Raw genomic sequence first — 18618 nt, 5'->3', positions numbered from 1 at the left:
TACCCCTGAAGGTCTTGCAGCAATCTTCATTGCGCCAAAAGTACAGGTCTGGATACTTGTACATATGTGTGCTCCAATACACCTCTGGGGTACTAATACCACGCAATTGCTACATCGCAAAAGAAATTAATTTTTTAATATGAGTTCACAGACCTGCGCGTACACCGAGCATTAAGCCACGCCGCTACGACACCAGAGTTGAGATGAAGGTCACTATTGGAAGCTTTCTCCAATATTGTTTGTACCATTACCGATTATTTTCCCATTACTACATTCAGCGGGTCAACGCAAACAATGGTTTCTCCCTTGGCGTATACCATGTTTACCTTGTCGGTTTTTGCATTTATGAACATCAGTGCTGGCACTGACATAAGCTCAAGCTCCATCGCAGCTTCCCCTACAGACATTCTCTTCAGCGATATCTCTTCTTCCGTTATGAAGCGCGAGTCTTCGATATCGGGACTGCCAGCCTCTTTGTTACTGAACGAATATCCCTTACATTTTGCTTCATCCCGAATAGATCGCAGTTTGCGATGTCTGTCTATTTTTTCCCCCTTGTACTTACGCAGCTTGCTGGCTATATGAGCTGCTGCGTCGTCTATAGCTTTGTAAACAGTGTCAGCGCTTCTTGATGTTCGCACAAATTCTTGATGATCTGCACATATGGAGATACAAGAAGTGAGCATGTGCGCCTCTTTTGCGAGCACAACCCTTGCACTTGTTCCTGGATTACCTTGTAGGTATTTACCCATATGGGATGCAATGCTGTTTTCAACATAGGATTTTATACTTGCTGTTGCCTTATAGCCTCTACACGCGATAATTATGTTCATGCAATATCTCTTGTACACCGGCGACTATTGTACTAGCAAAATCTTGAAAATTTACTATACTCTACCTATATGATACACATGCCGCTGGCGGTTGGTTGTAAATAGGGGGTGTTGCTAGTATGCTTGCAGCGTCGGTTTTTTCTTGTGTTGGGTCTGATGATCTGCTTTCGTACATTGACCAAGTGCGCACCTTTCCTGTCCTTTCCGAAGAAGAAGAGAGGCGCCTGGCCGAGAATTGGTACAGGAAGGGGTCAGTTGCAGATGCTCACAAGTTGGTTACCAGCCACCTGAGGTTGGTGGTGAAGATTGCCATGGGCTTCAAGAACTATGGACTCCCTATGATGGAGCTCATAATGGAGGGGAATATAGGCCTGATGCAAGCAGTGAAGCGGTTTAACCCTGATCTTGGCTTTAGGCTTGCAACTTATGCTATATGGTGGATCAAAGCTTCAATCAAGGATTATATTCTGCGTTCGTGGTCCTGCATACGTGTTGGCACTACACAAGCACAAAAAAAGCTGTTCTTTAGCCTGAGAAAGATAAAGAAGCGATTGCTGAGTTATGGTTCACAAATAACCAAAAAAGAAATCAAAGCCATTGCAGAGGAGTGCTCCACTTCGGAAGAGGAGGTAGAGCAAATGGATAGATTTTTTGCAAACAGGGATGTTTCGCTCAATGAGCGTGTGCACAGTGAAGGTTCTGTGGAGCTGCAGGACCTTATACCCTCTGCGCTGCCCAGCCAGGAGGTTGTGTATCTTGCAGATGAGGAAAGTACTGTTAAGAAGGCTATATTTGACGCTGCTCTCTCCACTCTGAATGAGAGGCATCGCGATGTTTTTGCTAGGCGTAGGCTACAGGAGCGTCCAGACACTCTGGAGAAACTGAGTGAGGAATACGGCGTCTCTAAGGAAAGGATAAGGCAAATCGAGTTGCAGGCGCTCGGCAAGATCAAGGCATTTATTGAGGCTAATAGGGTGAATGTGGGATGTTAATCGTGAGGTTTTTGGTTTGTTTCTGTGTCTTGTGTTGCTTACCTTCTTCTGGGTGGTCTTCCAACGCTTTGCTCGCTGGAATAGGGAATGTGTATCTCGTTGAGAAAAATAAAGATTGGAGCATATACACTGCGGTGCAGGAAGGTCAGAGATTCTGCTATCTGTTGTCCTTTCCTACCAAGCATGGTGATGGTGAGACTCGCGGTGATGCGGCGATAATGGTAACGAGGGTCAGTGACGTTTTTGATGAGGTAAGCGTTACATTTGGTGTTAAGTACGGGAATAAGCCTGTGGTGCTCACCGTTGACCAGAAGAAGTCATATTCCGTATCTATCATCGATGACCAAGTAGCGTGGGCTGAAAATGCTGATATTGATTCCGCTCTCATAGACGCTTTCAAGCGAGGTCTGAGTATGTCTGCTGTGGGATATGCCGAAGATGGTAGGAAAGTCGAAAGTGTGTACTCTCTCAGGGGGTTCAGTAAGTCTTACGAGAGAATGAGAAAGGTGTGCAGTGGCGGGGACTAAAAGCCGCCGCTTTCACGAGTTAAGTACAAGAGGGCGCTGCCACGCGCCCTCTTGCGGCAGTAGAGGGGGGTTAGAGCCTTGGAGAGTCTCCCCGGGCCTGGCAACTGATAGCTTGTCCCGGTGTCGGCGCGACAACGCCCGCCCGCGTTTTTTGGCGCAAGCACTTCGGGTTGTGCGCCGGGCTACGCTCCTTGTCCCACTGATCCTATCGAGTTATTGATGCTTGCGCTGCACTCGATAGTAACTGGTATTAGGTGCTTGCTGCTCGCCATTGGTGGCGTAATTTCCTCTTCAGCGCAGTCATCGTGTTCAGCGTCATGTTCAACAAGCTCGACTTCTTCTGGGTGGCAGCATGAAGCTCCTCTCTCTGATGCACGGTGCTCATCTGCAGCCTTTTCCCTCCTACAATCTGTAAGCCTCGTCACAACACCTGCCACGATACCCAGTAGTAGTAGTGCACCCCCACCGATCGCTATCGCTAAATCACCCTGGAGACCTGAGGCGTAAACACAGTAAACTCCGATGGCCCCAATACCACCAGCAAGTAACAGCAAGGAAGCCGCATATCCCACGTATATCAGAGTGGTAACTGCCTTACCAGATAACGCTTTGGCTTTCTGTTTTGATACAGAAGGAAGCACCGCGTACCCTCGTTTCTCAACTAGGAATCTGCGGAAATGCTCATTGGTATCTGAGCACTGAGATTGCATAAGAAACTCAGCCAAACACTTATAATCAGGGCTATCAACGAATTTTTGCAAAAACTGCAATCTCCCATGTATTTGGGAAACAAGCTCCATTGACATCCTATACACGTTTGTACTACCCTCTGGGTTCCTGCACAGGGCTTCATGTATGTAGTACGCAACACGCTCACGTGCCCTAGGATCCTGCATCATCTCATTTAGGCACCTTATGACTGCGGCTATCTCACTGTAAGACAGCGGGAACTTGCACACTTCACGTGAGTTGTGGTTTTTAATCATTAAATCCACTAGGCACCTACCTGCAGGGCTCGCAAGGATTCCCTCATCTATGTGCCCATAGTGTAGCGTCTTCATGAAAGGAAAGGAGAAATCGCGCGCGAATGTATATGCAATGCTACCGTCGCAGTGGATAATTGCCTCCACATTGCACGAAGATATCTCCAGATGCATATTCAGCAGCATGGATATGGCCGCTAGCGTGTTAGCATTCACCCGAGCGCACTTACGTATCCGTTCAGCGGTTATCAAGCCCACAGAGCGATGCCACATGCCGCAGTCTTTGATGGCTTGTTGTACTCCTGCTATATCTATCCCCAAAAAGAACTCCTTGCAGGACTCCTCGCTTGTGCTGCACAGCTCGTGATATCCCTCAAGCCTAGCATCGAAGTTTGACAGGAAACCAAGCAGTTTTGAAACTTCGGCTGCATTTTCCTCAATCAACTCTTGCTCAAGTATGTGGGAAAGGTTGCTCAGCTTTTCGGAAACCACATCACAAGCTTTGCTTGAGAATACCTTATATGCAAAACACTCTAGCTCCGCTGGGCTTGATGAATCCACAGCCTTACAGAAGGACCTCCTGAAAATTGTGTATACCTTGCCCCATTGTATCTGGCACCCATCTCCGCCACATTTCCTCATCTTCTTTAGGCGCGCAACTGCGCCATGCAACTTTTCGATGGTGTCAACAATTTCTGAACAGTTGCCAGAGCCAGCACCCAAGGAGAACAGCAGATCACCAACATGCTCAGGCATGAACGCAACTATTGAGAAAGCATATCTGCACAGCGACTCAAGGCCGTCACCACTTGCAACGTCTCTAACTACCGTGTCACGGGCACACATTTCCCGAAGCTTTTCGTATCTAACGGTGTGACCCGCCCTACTTACATCGTATAGGTACCGGAAGCCCCTAGCCCTTCTTTGAACCCTCAATCGGTATTTCGGAGCTCTTCCCTGAAGCAATGCGAACAATATCGCCCTTATAACAACTTCATTGACTACGCGATGATCGGCCCCTTGGCCTATAATCTCATTTGCGATGCCTTTAACCAGATTGTTTCCCATGACATTAGCAAGATAAGTAGTAAGCTACATACATGTGCTTGTATTCCATAGATAAGCACACACGTTATACTTTATCACAGAACTACCTGATTAGTCAAAATGTAGATACTAAATGTATAACTATGTGGTGATACGTGTGGATATGAGGTAGTAAAAACATCCGCCATGAAAGACATTTTGAGAACATGTCTCCGATACTGGGATTATCACCAAATGACAGATATATACTTTTATAGCTTTAAGCCGTAGTGAATTTAGATATTAGGCCAGAATGAGAGAAGCGCGCCCCTGTAATGTGCACTGCGAAACTTTGTGCACTTTATCTAAACGCGCCCCTCTGTGGGTGAAGTTGCGTTATCGCGTTGCTATATGGCAAACTCCACCCCTACTACGTATCTTGAGATTCCCTTGCCATTTACAAGAGAAGGGCTCACAGGTGATTTGACATTCATATGCATTACGTATTGGAGGCCGGTATATACACTAGTTATACCACCAACTTTGTACGTAAAACCACCCATGAAGCGCACGGGAACAGTGCCCTGCTCAACCTTTTCACCTCCAACGTTGGCGCCTAAGCTGAATTCCAAGTTGGGGACCAATAGCAATCCTTTAGTGCCCCAACGTGCCTCTGCGTATAAAGATGCAGAGCTTTCTATGCGCTTTTTCATCTCTACAAAGCTGTAGCTCTGCAAAAGTTGTTCGGAGCGGTATACATATCCAATCTCTGCGGAGAGGTTACCGACTTTCTTTGTCGTTACCACATACCTCACTCCAGCCAGAGCGCTGTAGTTTTTTGTATTTGGCAAGGTTTCGTCACTGCTTTTGGATCGCAATGGAAGTCTATCCCCTTCATGGTACATGCCTAGGCGTATGCCTAGATCAGCGGTTGTAGGTTTTTCTATTGTTTCCATTGCAAGTGCGGATGTTCCTGGTAGTGCTGCGGTAATGAGTGCGGCAAAACAAAAGAGCCGTGTGTATCTTGATATATAGGGTTTCATAAGGAGTACTCTCGACAAAAAGGTAAGACTGTAAAACACTGAGGATGAGTCTAAATGTTTATTCATACAGAAATCTACTAACAATTTTAGAGAGTGTAATTATTTAACGAGAGTAGTAAAAATATTTTCATATTTGCATATAGTAAAAAGCAGTTGATATATACGAATACGTGTGTGGAGGTGTAGTCGTAGCTGGGGCTTTAATATCGATAAGAAGGGGAAGTCTTGGTCCATTGACTCATAATCACAATCGAAGAGGCAGCTGGGCTCCCCCTCTAGCCCCTGTATTGCGTTGTTCGTGGCGACGATGCAAGTGCTTAACATATTAATATTTTTCTGGTAACTTAAGGTACTTTTGTTAAAATGGTGGTCCCGATAGGTCTTTATCGCAATGTTTGCTGATGTACACACAGTGGCGTTTATTGGAGTGTGTACAGTAGATGTTGTGGTGCAAGTACATGTGGCTAATGGTCTTCCAGCATTCAACATTGTAGGAATGCCTGACAAGGTTGTGGCGGAATCTCGAGAAAGAATTAGAGCCGCGTTATCCTCAATACAGATCTCACTTCCTCCAAAAAGGATTACCGTTAACCTGTCGCCAGCGGGTTTTTCTAAGGAAGGTAGCCACTACGATTTGCCAATTGCACTTGGGATATTAGTCGCCACTGGGATGGTGAAGAAGCCAGAAGGTCTCGAGGCGTATATCGTACTTGGTGAACTGGCTTTAGACGGCAGAATTACTCCTGTATCCGGAGTTTTAGCTGCCGTAGTAAACGCAAAAAATCTATGTAAGGGAGTGATATGCCCATATGCGAATACAACGGAGGCTCAGCTAATTTACGATGTCCCCGTGTTGGGGCCAAAGCATCTCCTACCACTTGTGGACTATCTCAACGGTGTTGAAGGAGCAGATAAATCTTTGCAGCACTCAAACTCTCCGGTACAGGCACCCGGAGGAAGTGGAACCCAAGTCCTTCCCGATATGCAAGATGTGCGCGGGCATTCTGTTGTAAAACGCGCTATGGAAATAGCCGCTGCTGGAGGTCATAACATTTTGATGATCGGCCCTCCTGGCTCGGGTAAATCGATGATAGCTAAGAGGTTAATAGGAATACTTCCAGATTTAGATACGCAAGAGGTGATAGAGATAAATGTCATTTCTAGCATAACACAAAAAGGTATGCGCCATCTTGTGACCTCTAGACCATTCCGTGAGCCACACAGTTCTGCCTCACTGGCCTCAGTGATTGGAGGAGGAAGGCAAGCTCTACCCGGAGAAATCACTTTGGCTCATAATGGTGTGCTATTTCTGGACGAGTTACCCGAATTTTCTCGATCGGTTTTAGAATCTCTTAGGCAACCCATGGAAGATAGGCAAGTTGTTATATCACGGGTCAACGCTCATATCACCTATCCAGCCAACTTTCAGCTTGTAGCTGCAATGAATCCATGTAGATGCGGATATTTAAATGATTTAAACAGAAGATGCGCTAGGGCACCTAGATGTGGCGCAGAATATCAGAGTAAGATTTCTGGGCCGATTATGAGTAGGATAGATATTAAAGTAGAAGTAGAAAATGTAAGCGTGTTTGCACAAAAGGTTTATGATAGCTCTGCAAATTCTGCATCAATGAAAGCAAGGGTTGTTAAGGCCAGGTATCTGCAGGGGGAAAGGTACAATCATAACAGAAAGCACAATGCAGTATTGGGTGCCAGCGAGATTGAGAAGTTCATAGTACGTAGTATGAATAAAGCGGCAAAAAAGCTTTTAATGCGAGTCCTCGAGGATGGTAATCTATCTAATAGAGATATCTCAAAGATCTTAAAGGTCGCCAGAACCATTGCGGATTTGGCCGCGCAAGAAGCGATAATTGAAGATCATGTGGCAGAGGCTGTGGGTTTTTCTAGCTATCGCTGCGGAAACGACGAAAACTCGGTATGAGGGAATGCAGCACCGCTACTATTCGCTTTTTAGATACATGTTCCATATAGGATTTTTTACCTTGCTTATGGACTCCATGTGCAATTTGCGCTCTAAATCACTGATCGTAAATGTACGTGGAGCCCTTCGCACAGGTTTAGATGAGCGCCAAAGCCCCACTGTTGATTCTTGATTTGACTCTTCATTTGTGAAGTTTAGAGCTCTTTGTATACCACCACACAGTTCAACATAAACCCGTGCCAATAAGGTCGCATCTTTCAGTGCTCCATGGAATTTGCGACTACTCGTGGAAATATCAAACCTCTTGCACAGGGCGTCCAGGCTAGCAGGCATGCCGGGAAACTTTCTACGCGCCACCTCCAGTGTGTCCACTACGGGGTTATTCAGCTTTTTTGTTCCACCAATGCGCTCCATTTCCATTTCAATGAACTTGAGGTCAAACCCGGCATTATGTATTACCAGCACGCTATCCCGAACAAAGTTGAAAAACTTATCTGCTACTTCAGCAAATCTCGGCATATCCTTGACCATATCGTTGGTAATGCCGTGGATTTTTGTTGCTGCAATGGGAATAACGCGCTCCGGATTAATGTATTCATGAAAAACCTGCCCGGTCATCACTGAGTCTATGAGTTCCACGCAGCCGATTTCTACTATCCTGTCACCACTAGCTGCATCTAAACCTGTGGTTTCTGTATCTAAAACTATCTCTCTACTTCTCACTTTGTTTTAGCTCGTGCAAAATTTTCTGTATCTTTGCGGAATCCAATTTTTCATAGTAGTCATCATTAATCTGCACTACTGGAGCGTTAACACAGGCTCCCAGACATTCAACTTCTCTGAGGGTAAAAAGGTTGTCCTTGGTACTCTCACCCACACCAACTCCTAGCACGCTCTTGCACGCGCTCAACACATCGCTTCCACCACACAGCCAGCATGGAGTCGTACGGCAGACTTGCACTAAATACTTTCCAACTGGAGCGGTGTTATACATAGAGTAAAACTCAACGACCTCACGTACATGCACTGGCCTCATGCTTAGAAGATCCGCTATATAGCCTATGGCAGACTGCGGTATGAAACCCCCGGCTTGGTTCTGTACGATGTGCAAAAGTGGCATGACTGCGCTAGATTTCTTGTCCTCTGGGTAATAACTAATATACTTGCGAGCTTCCTCCAAATTACTATCCGTAAATTCGAACTTCTCCGCGCTCTGATCCATGAACTCTACCTATCTATTTCCCCAAACACTATATCCAACGAACCTATGATCGCAGTTAGATCCGCAAGCATATGCCCTCTGGCCATTGCATCTATCGCTTGTAGGTGGGCAAAGCCCGGCGCCCTTATTCTACACCTGTAAGGTCTATTAGTTCCATCTGATACTATGTAGACTCCAAATTCGCCTTTGGGAGCTTCCACTGCCACGTATGCCTCACCCTCAGGAACCTTATAACCCTCGGAAAATAACTTAAAATGGTGGATGAGCGCTTCCATGGAGTATTTTAATTCCTCTCTTCTTGGTGGTGAGATCTTGCGATCGTCAGTCTTCACAGGACCATCGGGTATACCGTCTAGGCATTGCTTGACTATTGATATAGATTCGCGCATTTCAGCCATGCGCACCAAATATCTGTCATAACAATCCCCATTGTTACCCACGGGGATTTTAAAATCTAGGGTTTCGTATATTTCATACGGCTGGCTCTTTCTTAAGTCCCATGGTACGCCACATGCCCTGAGCATTGGCCCTGAGAACCCCCAATCAATGGCCTGCGACTTTGACACTACGCCGATATCAACATTGCGCTGCTTCCATATGTTGTTTTCCGTCAGTAAACCGTCCACATCATCTAGTAATTTAGGAAAGCTTTCTGTAAACGCGTATATATCTTCCAATAGATTATCCGGTACGTCTGCCACCACCCCTCCGGGCCTTATATATGCTGCGTGAAATCTGGCTCCAGAAGCCCTCTCATAGAAGGAGAGTATCTTCTCTCTTTCTTCGAACATCCACAAAAGTGGTGTCATAGCGCCTGTATCAAGTGCTTGGCTAGAGACATTCAGCAAGTGATTCAAGATTCGCGTAAGCTCGCAGAAGATTACCCTTATGTACTTTGCTCTAGGTGGAACAGTGCACTGCAGCAGCCTTTCCACACACAGGGAGTATGCATGTTCTTGAGACATCGGGGAGACATAATCTAGACGATCAAAGTACGGAAGTGCCTGAAGGTAAGTTTTGTACTCTATGAGCTTCTCAGTGCCCCTGTGCAACAAGCCTATATGCGGGTCTATCCGTTCTATAATCTCGCCGCTCATTTCCAACACCAGGCGCATGACTCCATGGGCTGCGGGATGCTGCGGACCGAAATTTATGGTCATTGGCTTAATCTGGCCGCTGCGGAAATCAGACATCTGGAGCGAGCAAAGGATAAGCTCAAGTATCCCTCAACAGACATAGATGTCAAGTTCAAATTTTGAGCATAAGCAAGTAAGACTAAAGGGCGTACTTAGGCGGATAGTACATAACTTCCCACCACTAAACCAGAATATGCGATGATAATTGTGCAGCATAAACTAGTAACCACATCGAGCGCATTTTTGTGAAGGAACGTTGCACCGTGGGTTTTTAGATTCTATACCATTCCTTCTTGGCATTGCTTTTAGAGCTTGTGCAAACACCAAAAGATAATATACTCGTAGCGTAATAGTTGGGTGTGCTTATGGCCAATCTCAAGGCCCTTTCTTCGAGAATAAAGAGTGTAAAGTCCATACAGAAGACAACCAGAGTCATGCAGATGATTTCTGCATCTAAGTTTCGCATTGCCAAAGAGGGTGTTGCCCGCGCACGGGACTATTGCGATAGGGTGGATAGAGAAGCTACTGAGCATGGATGCCTGGTTGGTACCGGAGAGGCATCCTCCGGGGTTTTGTTGGTGGTGTTTTCGTCTGATAGAGGTCTTTGTGGGGGCTTTAATCACCTAATCGCAAGGGCTCTGCGTGAGTATCTTGCTTCCGTAGCTTCTAGTAACGCACAGGAGAAATTGCATTTCCTGTTTGTGGGGACAAAGGCGTGCGAGTCAGTAGGTAAGGGATACTTAGAAGCTTTTGGTGAGGTCATTGGGGTAGTGCCTCAGCCCAAGGGTCTCGGTTTTTTGAATTTTAAGAGTATGCTGTACGGTTTGAGTGTGGATCTCGCATCCTACAGCAGGGTGGTTGCGCTTTATAGCAAGTTTCATAGCTTCTCGCGGCAAGAACCGGTAATGGAGGATGTTTTGGTAATAAGCAGCTCTGAGGATTCTAGGGATTTCGGTGTTGTCAGTGAAGATAAAGTGACGTGTAGCTACGACCCAGATCTTGCGTCTGTGCGCAGAAAACTGTGCTTGAGTCACTGCATAGGGAGGTTGTATTTAGCCCTATGCGATAGCCTGACCTGTGAACATTGTTGTCGCATGGTTGCCATGGAATCCGCCAACTCCAATACAAAAAGCATGCTAGATCGCCTTCTATTAGATTATAACCGCTCGAGACAGGCCTCTATTACTACTGATTTGATAGAAGTTGTCAGTGGGTGTGAGGCTCTGGGCTAGGGTATATGCGCAAGGATCCTATTGATAGACCCTCTGATGGAGACGCTGAGGAGGCGATTAAGACTCTAATAAGGTGGATTGGTGATTCTCCGGACAGGGGTGGTCTGGCCTCTACGCCTAAAAGGGCTTTAAACGCGTACAAGGAGTCCTTCAGCGGATACAAGCTCGAGTCATCTGACTTCAGCAGTTCTCTTCTTGCGAATGAAGGCTACTGCGACATGATACTCTTCAAGGGAGTGAGCTTTTCTTCCAGTTGTGAGCACCATATGGTTCCAATTACTGGAACTGCTGACGTTGCATACATACCTAGAGCTACCGTGTTGGGAGTCGGTGCGATGGTTAAGATAGTAGACATTTTTGCTAAGCGCCTACAACTGCAGGAGCGCTTAGCTGTTCAAGTTGCACATTTTTTGAACAGCCTTTTAAATCCCCTTGGCGTTGCTGTGCTTATGGAGGCCGGACACTGGTGTTTTCAATGTTCTGGAAGGGTGATTGAGCGCGACTTCAGATTGCAGACTAGTTGCATGCTGGGTATGTTTCAGGATGATCGTAGTGTACGCAGCGAGTTTTTTTGCAGAGTAGGGCACAAGTTTTCGTAGGAGTATGGTTTGAATACCCATGATATTGCCGATAGAGTCATCAGTGCTGTAAAGTCAAGGGGTGTGGCGTGGGAAGTGATTGCCTGCGTTGATGAGTCCACCGTGGTTTCGCAGCGTTTGTTAAAACCTGAGGAAACTCTTCATTCGCGGAATTGCCAAGTTGGCATAAGAATTATAATTGATAACAAGCGATACTCTTGCGTTTCTTTTAATGACCTGAGTAAAGTCTCTGATTTAATAGATGCTGCAATTTCCATAGCGTCGTCTGTACCGGAAGATCCATACATTTCAATAAGTGATGTAGACGGTGAATACAGCAAGGATGTCAGCGGTATGATGCTATTTGATGATCTTGTAGTTGAAGTTGCAAATATTTCTAAAATGCTTACCGACATCGAGGAAGCTGCGCTTTCTTACGATAGCAAAATAGTCAATTCTGAAGGCGCGTCCTTTTCCCACTCAAAAAGCGATATAGTGCTCGCGACTTCCAACGGATTTAGGGGCTCATACAAGAGGTCTCGGTTTTCCACCTCCGTTTCTGTTGTATCCTCTTTTAACGGGAAAATGGAGGCGGATTATAGCTTTTCGGCAAAGAATTTCTTTGCTGATTTGGAGATACCTAAAGTTTTGGGCGCAGACGCCGCTGCTAGGGCGCTCAGAAGGCTTGATGCCCGAGAGCTAAAGACTTGCAAGGTTCCTGTGCTGTTTGAAAATCGTGTGGCATCTTCCTTGTTGAGGAGTTTTGCAACCGCGATTAGTGGGGATTCTATAGCTGACAAAACGTCGTTCCTCGCCAATAGCATGAATTGTAGCGTCTTTCGTGACAGCGTTAATATAATCGATGATCCCTTGATGCAAAAAGGGCTCTCTTCAAGACCATTTGACGGAGAAGGAATCGATAGCCGCAGGAATAACGTTGTGGAGAATGGAGTACTGAAGAGCTGGTTGTTAGACATGCGCACAGCAAAGCAGCTAGGGTTGCAGACTACGGGAAGCGCTGTGAGGCGTAGCAACGCATCGGTCAGTCCCGATGTTAGCAATTTTTACGTGCAGGGTACCGATATTTCTCCTGAAGAGTTAATGTCGGATATTAGGATTGGTGTATATGTAACTGACATTTTTGGATCTGGAGTTAATTTGGCTACGGGTGATTATAGCCAGGGAGCCTTTGGGTTTATGATCGAAAATGGCAAAATCACGCACCCAGTGCACGGCATAACGGTTGCTGGAAATCTGTTAGAAATGTTCGCAGACATGCGTGTGGCAAACGATTTGCTGTTTTTAAGATCTGTGAACGCCCCAACTTTGAGGTTCGATACCCTGGTGGTTTCTGGAGTTAATTAGCACGTTTTCGTGCTTTATTCGAAGTGTGCTGTGTTGTTATTCATGGCACGCTGGTTTGGTAGGGTGAAAGAGGAGCTGGTGTGGAAATATGTGCCACTAGCGACGTAGCGATCATAGGCGCAGGTCCAGTTGGGCTTTTTACAGTTTTTCAAGCCGGAATGCTGGGTATGAGCTCTTGTGTTATCGACGCCTTAGGCGAAGTGGGAGGCCAATGTTCTGTACTTTACCCAGAAAAGCCAATATATGACATACCGGCGTATCCCGTAATCCTCGCTAGAGATTTAGTAAATTGCCTTAAAAGTCAAGCTGATCAGTTCAAGCCCACTTACATACTGGGGCACACTGCAGAGCAAGTGCTCGAGGAAGATGGGTGCTTTGTCGTTGTCACAGATAAGAAAGTGGGAGTGCGCTGCAGGGCAATTATCATTGCTGCGGGCTCTGGAGGGTTTGGCCCCAATCGCCCACCTTTGGATGGAATCATAGAATATGAAGGTAAGTCCATTTTCTACCACGTGAGCGACAAATCACGCTTTGACGGAAAGCGTGTGGTTATTGCGGGAGGAGGAGATTCCGCAGCCGACTGGGCAGTGAGCTTATCTCAGATTGCAAGTTCGGTACACGTGGTGCACCGAAGGCGCGCCTTTCGTTGCTCCCCAAATACTTTACGTAACTTGGAAAGCTTGGCCGAGTGCAATAAGATCAAACTACTAGTCCCTTACCAACTAGCAGGGCTCGTGGGCAAAAATGGCATACTAGATGGAGTAATGGTTAGGAACATAGCCTCTAAAGAGGAAATCCACATAGATACTGACTTTCTATTACCATTTTTTGGAATCTCAGCCAATCTTCAGTCAATTGCTCACTGGGGGCTCAATATTGAGAATTTTCATATACCAATAAATCAATCAACATGCAGAACAGCACGCGCTAAAATATACGCCGTAGGAGACGTGGCGTATTACCAGGGTAAGTTGAAACTTATACTAGTTGGGTTTTCTGAATCTGCGCTCGCGTGCCACGACATATACAAAGTGTTATTCCCGGATACTCCTTTAAACTTCCAATATTCAACTTCAAAAGAGATGCCTTCTCCCTAATTGTCACACTTTTATAGAGGGCACCGGAAGGGGGATTTCACGGTCAACTGAGCGGTGGAGGGCTTTTCCTAAAACTATGTCAGGCACAACACGCTGCAGGTATCCTTTCACTGTTCTCAAATACTTCTTACGTAACTGGGTCGAGCATGATGAAGGTGTAAAGCCAAGCTACCAGTTTCTTGCCAATTTGCGGGCTCATGGGTAAGGGAATTTCCTAAATAATTAAAACATCGTTACCTATGCTACCGGAGCGCTAATATATATTTTTCTTAATTATAAGCACTCGCTCAACTTTTGCTATCAACTATCCTACCTGAACGTGTGAGTATGCAGTGTTTTGTAACCTGGAAGGGGAGGGCGCTTTCTCATGCAATATCTTGTAGTGTAGAGTAGGGAGATCATGGAAGAGCAAGCGAGTTTGTCACATAGTCTAAAAGAAGTAAGGAATAGCGGTGCACCTCTATTGTCAAGAGAAGGTGTAGTATTATATGCGGCTAAAACAGCTTTGGCGCTGGTTGCGATTTGTGCAGTCATGATCGCAGTATGCGTTGGTACGGCAAATCTGAGAATTTATCCAGTAGAAATTAGAACGGCCTGTTCGCTTGTATTGAGCGTAATACTAGGGTTATTTATGGCTCTATTTGTGGTGCATCGCGTCGTGAGTTCCGTGGGCCCCACTTTGCTTCTGAGGATAGATTCTCCAGATGATGGATTAGTGTCGCTTTTTCGAGATGTCTTTTCTCCAGAAAAGTGGAAAGATATGCTGGGAAGCGGTGCTAAACTGACCTTTTCATCTGAAGATCATTCATGGTACGTCGTGGCCCGAGGGAGATTTCCCAAAAAAGTCTCTCTAGTACGTGATAATACAACTGTAGCGATTAGGCTTCCCAAAGGCTATGTACCGCATAAGTTTGGTAGCTACCAGCAACTCAAGAATGTTATGCGCAGAGCTAGTAATTTGGTGATTGCCTTTCCCAAACAAGAATCCTTGCCTCCAATACTGTTTTTCGAACTTCGTATAAGCACACGAGCTGATATACTGAGAGTCATGTCCAGTTTTGATGCGCTGTCAAGCGGCCCTGGAAGCCTGTTTTTTATCTACTACCTTCGCATATACAAAAGCCTATTGCGCATTCTGTATACAGGGAAATCAAATGAAAATCATGATGCAGCACGTGCGATGAGGGGCGGGGGACTGGCGCCTATAGAACCGGAAATCGCACACATATTGGCAGACGTTGAGCATAATAGAGGGCTATTTTTTTATGTTTTAAAATTTTGGAGCAAAAACCCGGGCAACTACCCAAATGAAGAAATTCAAACTCTGAAGGCCTTACTCAAGTTAATTAAAGACAGGGCACTTACAGCAAGATTGCATGGTAGAAAAATAGGCGATAGCACCGGAAAACTGGGCTCTTTTGCCCTGATATATGCACTATTGCCCGAGGAAAGTAGATGTTGTGCCGGTATGGCGGTGGATATGGAAGCCTTAAGGAAGCAGTTCAGAGACTTTTTAAGGAAACGGCGGGAGATAAGGTACATCGCCGCATGTATGGACCGCACCATTGGCAGTGTGTTGTGTGAAAGATTTCAGGATGCCGGATACGCATATAGCTGGTGTTTTAGAATATTCGGGCTGTTATTTCACTCCTCTACGACTGATGATCAAATGCTAGAACTGTATCAAAACAATCTGATTGAGTGCATGTTTGCATTTCATGAATTTCCAATGCTCAAAAGTTGCGCTGCATATTCGTTTATGGCTAAGAGATTTACAGAAGATACGGGGATGGATCTACTGGATGCTACACATGCAAACAATATGTTAAAGTCGAATCGTGCACGTGAGGGTGTAGTAATAAAAAGAGCCTCTTCCATGCTGTACTATATGTGTGATGCATTGGGGTTCAGATCCATAACATATGAAGCATTGTCGACGGTTATTGCAAAATCAATTTTACGCCTGTACAGAGACGCATTGGGAAGCCTTCATATGGAGAAAATTCTGTGCGCTTACGATTGCCAGATAGAAATTCCTGCAGTTGACAACTGGAGGTGCGTCGGCATAACGGGGCGTCGGTACGAAACCGTAATGGAACACGCATCTTTTTATAAGTTGTCAGATGTAGGAGCTATATACCGCGGCTAATGCCTGTTTCACGCATTTGTAATGCTCTTTCTTATGTGTAAGTCTTGCAATTATACCACAATATGTAGTACACAGATTCCCTGTATTTTAATGTCATATTAATGCTAATATGGTGCAAGGTAACGCCATCCATAGTTGCGAGGTAGCATAGTGTATGAGGATTATGATGAGGAGGTTATGGCTAGCTGCGCTTCTGAGTCAGGGCCACGCGTCATAGTGGCCAACGTTGCATTTATTTTAGCCCTTTTGTGTGTATCTGGTATTATCGTCTCCGTTACGCTGCCTTCTGCTACGGTTCCTAGCGACATTTCCAAGTGGTGTATCACAGCATTTTCTGCGGCTGCAGCACTGTGTATAACGATTGCTTGTAGCATAATGCTCATTGACATTGTCATTTCTGGGGGGTACTGCAGCGGGCATACCATCCGTAATGAAAGTGCCTCTATGGAGTCAGATAGTGTACCACAACAAAGTTCAGGATCTTCTTCTGTGCCAAGATTGCAGCATACCACCACACTGTTGGACCAGCCTAACGTAACAAGTGCTACATCTCCGGTTACGATGGTACAGTGTCAGATGAGAGAAGAGAGTGCGCGGAAGGTCATGGTTGTTGCAGCAGAGCCCGAACCTGCAGCGGATGAACGCCAGCTAGCAGTTCATCCGTCGTATGATCAAGCATTAGATGATGGGGGATACATTCTGACCACAAAACCACGAGGTGCAGACCCGCGCCCAACGGGGCAGCGTATTGGCTAGATTGTGTCTGCTTTGTATCCACAAAAGCAGTAAATCCTGAAGCTGACTCGCGTATTGTTAACGTGGGGAGCGTAAGAGAAAGGGGTAGCGCGCTCCCCAAAGGAGAGTTGGCTACCCACATGCTCCGCACACAATACGTTATTTAAGAACCTCTCAGCAAATACCGCGGGTACTACTTTCAGATAGTGGGACACTGATCAGCTCATCCTGAAGGGTATTAACATCGCTACTATTGCATAACGCATAATCTTCTGCATCATCATCGTATATTTTGTCATCCTCTGTATCTTGAGATTTTAGCCTTTTGATTTTTACCCTCACTTTACCAGTGTGTGCAGTAACCTTCTTCGCAATTCCTACTATATCATCTACAAATAGCTCTCCGTACTTTCTGCAAATTCTATCCCTAGCTCGCCTAATCACGGCGTCTAAATCGTCCGTTTTTATACCCTCCCGTCCAGCAAAATTATAAAGGGCGTGGTAGGCATATGTATCCATTGCATCGGCACCATTGCGAATGGAAGCGCATTGTAACTGCTTACCATTATATTTCTTACAGGCTTCTATGTACTTATGTATGGCTCTCATCTTTGGTATCAAGGTTTTAGTGGATGAGATGTGTTTTTTAAAAAAGGTGTTTGTTTCCTGATTTGATCTATCTGGATAGCATGCAATTATTTCCTCCACACTTGGACTTATGATGTCCCTGTATATCTGGTGACTGAGAGATTCATGCAAATTTTCATATTCACACGCTCTTATCTTTACGAGTGTGAGAATATCGGACTCTAAAGATTTGAATTGTTCCTCTTCAAGATAACCAAATGCACCAGAAAGACTTTCCTCTGGCATGATTGGCTTTACTATACTTTCCGAATAAGATTGTGATAGCTCAAATTGCAATAACCTTTTAAGAGTTTTATTCATGGCCACAGAAACGCTTTTCTGCAGCGTACTGCCGTAGTTATACATTAGGTACATGACCTTTGCTTTGTTGGCAAAAAAATTCTCTTCTGACAAATATTTTTCTAGTAACACCTGAAGAAAAGACTTTTTCCTTAAGCATATGTTTAACGCCCCATTTATGTAGTCATGAGTGCTGCGGATCCGGCAGAGTGGCATATGCTCCTTATATCTCTTAGATTTAATATCTATAACCAGGCTGTTTCTACCTTGAAAATGAGAAAAATCAGCTTCTATAGCACTTTTCTTATTGCTGCCAGATATTAGTACTGTCATCTGAGGCACGTCGGATGAATTGGTTTCATGTTCCCAGCTATGGCTGTAGCCTTGTAAGCCTATGTTTCTTTCAGCATATTTTTTTTCTCCTTGGACACATATTGTAGATTTGCTGAGTTCAGCGATCATGACGTACGGTATACCAGCATTGTATCTATTACCAGCAATGATAGAGATTTTAGTTACTGATGCTTCTTCAAATGTAACAATTCCCTTTTTTTCGCTTTCAGAAAAGAAAATCTGTATGTTGTCGCGGAAGAACTTCCCTTTGTTTTGCATCAGAAATGCTACAACCATAAAAGAGACACAGACACATACAGCGTGTTTTCCATCATTATGCCTTTGCATTAGGCTGACGGTGGTTGCAGTGGCAATCGATGTAATTAATAATTCTCGAATTGGTAGTACACTCTCAAATACTCTCTTGCTGAGCAGATTCATATTCATCGCCTAAAAGCCATTTAGCAAAGTACACTAAGGACCAATTCTAAATTATGT

At 45.2% G+C, this 18618-nt stretch carries 16 protein-coding genes; 9 read left to right on the top strand and 7 right to left on the bottom strand.

The genetic code is table 11. The features are described 5' to 3' along the window. Positions 1–254: 254 nt before the first annotated feature. Entirely contained in the window at positions 255–833 is a 579-nt protein-coding gene (locus OC187_RS01405; protein ID WP_262998020.1) for a sigma 54 modulation/S30EA ribosomal C-terminal domain-containing protein, read from the bottom strand. A 119-nt stretch (positions 834–952) separates the two neighbouring features. Between OC187_RS01405 and OC187_RS01400 the strand changes: the two genes are divergently transcribed. Then, complete coding sequence (locus OC187_RS01400) at positions 953–1825, top strand: RNA polymerase factor sigma-32 (protein WP_263008512.1); 873 nt, start codon at positions 953–955, stop codon at positions 1823–1825. After that, a complete protein-coding gene (locus OC187_RS01395) occupies positions 1819–2352 on the top strand; it encodes an invasion associated locus B family protein (RefSeq protein ID WP_262998022.1) in 534 nt (177 codons plus the stop codon). The genes OC187_RS01400 and OC187_RS01395 overlap by 7 nt, the downstream gene beginning before the upstream one ends. Before the next feature lie 182 nt (positions 2353–2534). On the opposite strand, the gene OC187_RS01390 is transcribed toward OC187_RS01395, so the two are convergent. Both OC187_RS01390 and OC187_RS01385 read right to left on the bottom strand, forming a co-directional pair. Further along, positions 2535–4403 (bottom strand): hypothetical protein, encoded by a 1869-nt coding sequence (locus OC187_RS01390; RefSeq protein WP_263008511.1) that lies wholly within the window; start codon positions 4401–4403, stop codon positions 2535–2537. Between the two features lie 365 nt (positions 4404–4768). Beyond that, positions 4769–5470, bottom strand: coding sequence for a hypothetical protein (locus OC187_RS01385; RefSeq protein ID WP_262998024.1), 702 nt, complete (start codon positions 5468–5470; stop codon positions 4769–4771). A 325-nt stretch (positions 5471–5795) separates the two neighbouring features. On the opposite strand from OC187_RS01385, the gene OC187_RS01380 reads away from it, so the two are divergent. After that, entirely contained in the window at positions 5796–7346 is a 1551-nt protein-coding gene (locus tag OC187_RS01380) for a YifB family Mg chelatase-like AAA ATPase (RefSeq protein WP_262998025.1), read from the top strand. Between the two features lie 18 nt (positions 7347–7364). Here the strand turns inward: OC187_RS01380 and dnaQ are convergent, their stop codons facing one another. The 3 genes from dnaQ to OC187_RS01365 are packed head-to-tail and all read right to left on the bottom strand — an operon-like array spanning position 7365 to position 9761. Beyond that, complete coding sequence (gene dnaQ / locus OC187_RS01375; RefSeq protein WP_262998026.1) at positions 7365–8069, bottom strand: DNA polymerase III subunit epsilon; 705 nt, start codon at positions 8067–8069, stop codon at positions 7365–7367. After that, the gene (gene nuoE / locus OC187_RS01370) at positions 8059–8568 is read right to left on the bottom strand and encodes an NADH-quinone oxidoreductase subunit NuoE (RefSeq protein WP_262998027.1); all 510 of its coding nucleotides are present in this window, start codon (positions 8566–8568) and stop codon (positions 8059–8061) included. The genes dnaQ and nuoE overlap by 11 nt, the downstream gene beginning before the upstream one ends. Before the next feature lie 5 nt (positions 8569–8573). Continuing rightward, a complete protein-coding gene (locus tag OC187_RS01365) occupies positions 8574–9761 on the bottom strand; it encodes an NADH-quinone oxidoreductase subunit D (protein ID WP_262998028.1) in 1188 nt (395 codons plus the stop codon). Positions 9762–10069: 308 nt separating this feature from the next. Here OC187_RS01365 and OC187_RS01360 point away from each other — a divergent pair, with 308 nt between their 5' ends. The 6 genes from OC187_RS01360 to OC187_RS01335 all read left to right on the top strand — a co-directional run bounded on the left by OC187_RS01360 (position 10070) and on the right by OC187_RS01335 (position 16881). Beyond that, entirely contained in the window at positions 10070–10936 is an 867-nt protein-coding gene (locus OC187_RS01360) for a F0F1 ATP synthase subunit gamma (protein WP_263008510.1), read from the top strand. A gap of 5 nt (positions 10937–10941) precedes the next feature. Beyond that, complete coding sequence (folE, locus tag OC187_RS01355) at positions 10942–11535, top strand: GTP cyclohydrolase I (protein WP_262998030.1); 594 nt, start codon at positions 10942–10944, stop codon at positions 11533–11535. Positions 11536–11544: 9 nt separating this feature from the next. Further along, complete coding sequence (locus OC187_RS01350; RefSeq protein ID WP_263008509.1) at positions 11545–12879, top strand: TldD/PmbA family protein; 1335 nt, start codon at positions 11545–11547, stop codon at positions 12877–12879. An 80-nt stretch (positions 12880–12959) separates the two neighbouring features. Beyond that, positions 12960–13976, top strand: coding sequence for an NAD(P)/FAD-dependent oxidoreductase (locus OC187_RS01345; RefSeq protein WP_262998033.1), 1017 nt, complete (start codon positions 12960–12962; stop codon positions 13974–13976). 400 nt (positions 13977–14376) lie between these two features. Further along, entirely contained in the window at positions 14377–16125 is a 1749-nt protein-coding gene (locus OC187_RS01340) for a hypothetical protein (RefSeq protein ID WP_262998035.1), read from the top strand. A gap of 150 nt (positions 16126–16275) precedes the next feature. Further along, positions 16276–16881, top strand: a complete 606-nt coding sequence (locus OC187_RS01335) for a hypothetical protein (RefSeq protein WP_263008508.1) — start codon at positions 16276–16278, stop codon at positions 16879–16881. A 153-nt stretch (positions 16882–17034) separates the two neighbouring features. Here the strand turns inward: OC187_RS01335 and OC187_RS01330 are convergent, their stop codons facing one another. Then, positions 17035–18567, bottom strand: coding sequence for a hypothetical protein (locus tag OC187_RS01330; protein WP_262998037.1), 1533 nt, complete (start codon positions 18565–18567; stop codon positions 17035–17037). Positions 18568–18618: the final 51 nt, after the last annotated feature.

The sequence above is a fragment of the Anaplasma capra genome (assembly GCF_025628805.1).
Classification (GTDB): Bacteria; Pseudomonadota; Alphaproteobacteria; order Rickettsiales; family Anaplasmataceae; genus Anaplasma; species Anaplasma capra.
This window is presented reverse-complemented; position numbering and strand designations above follow the sequence as displayed.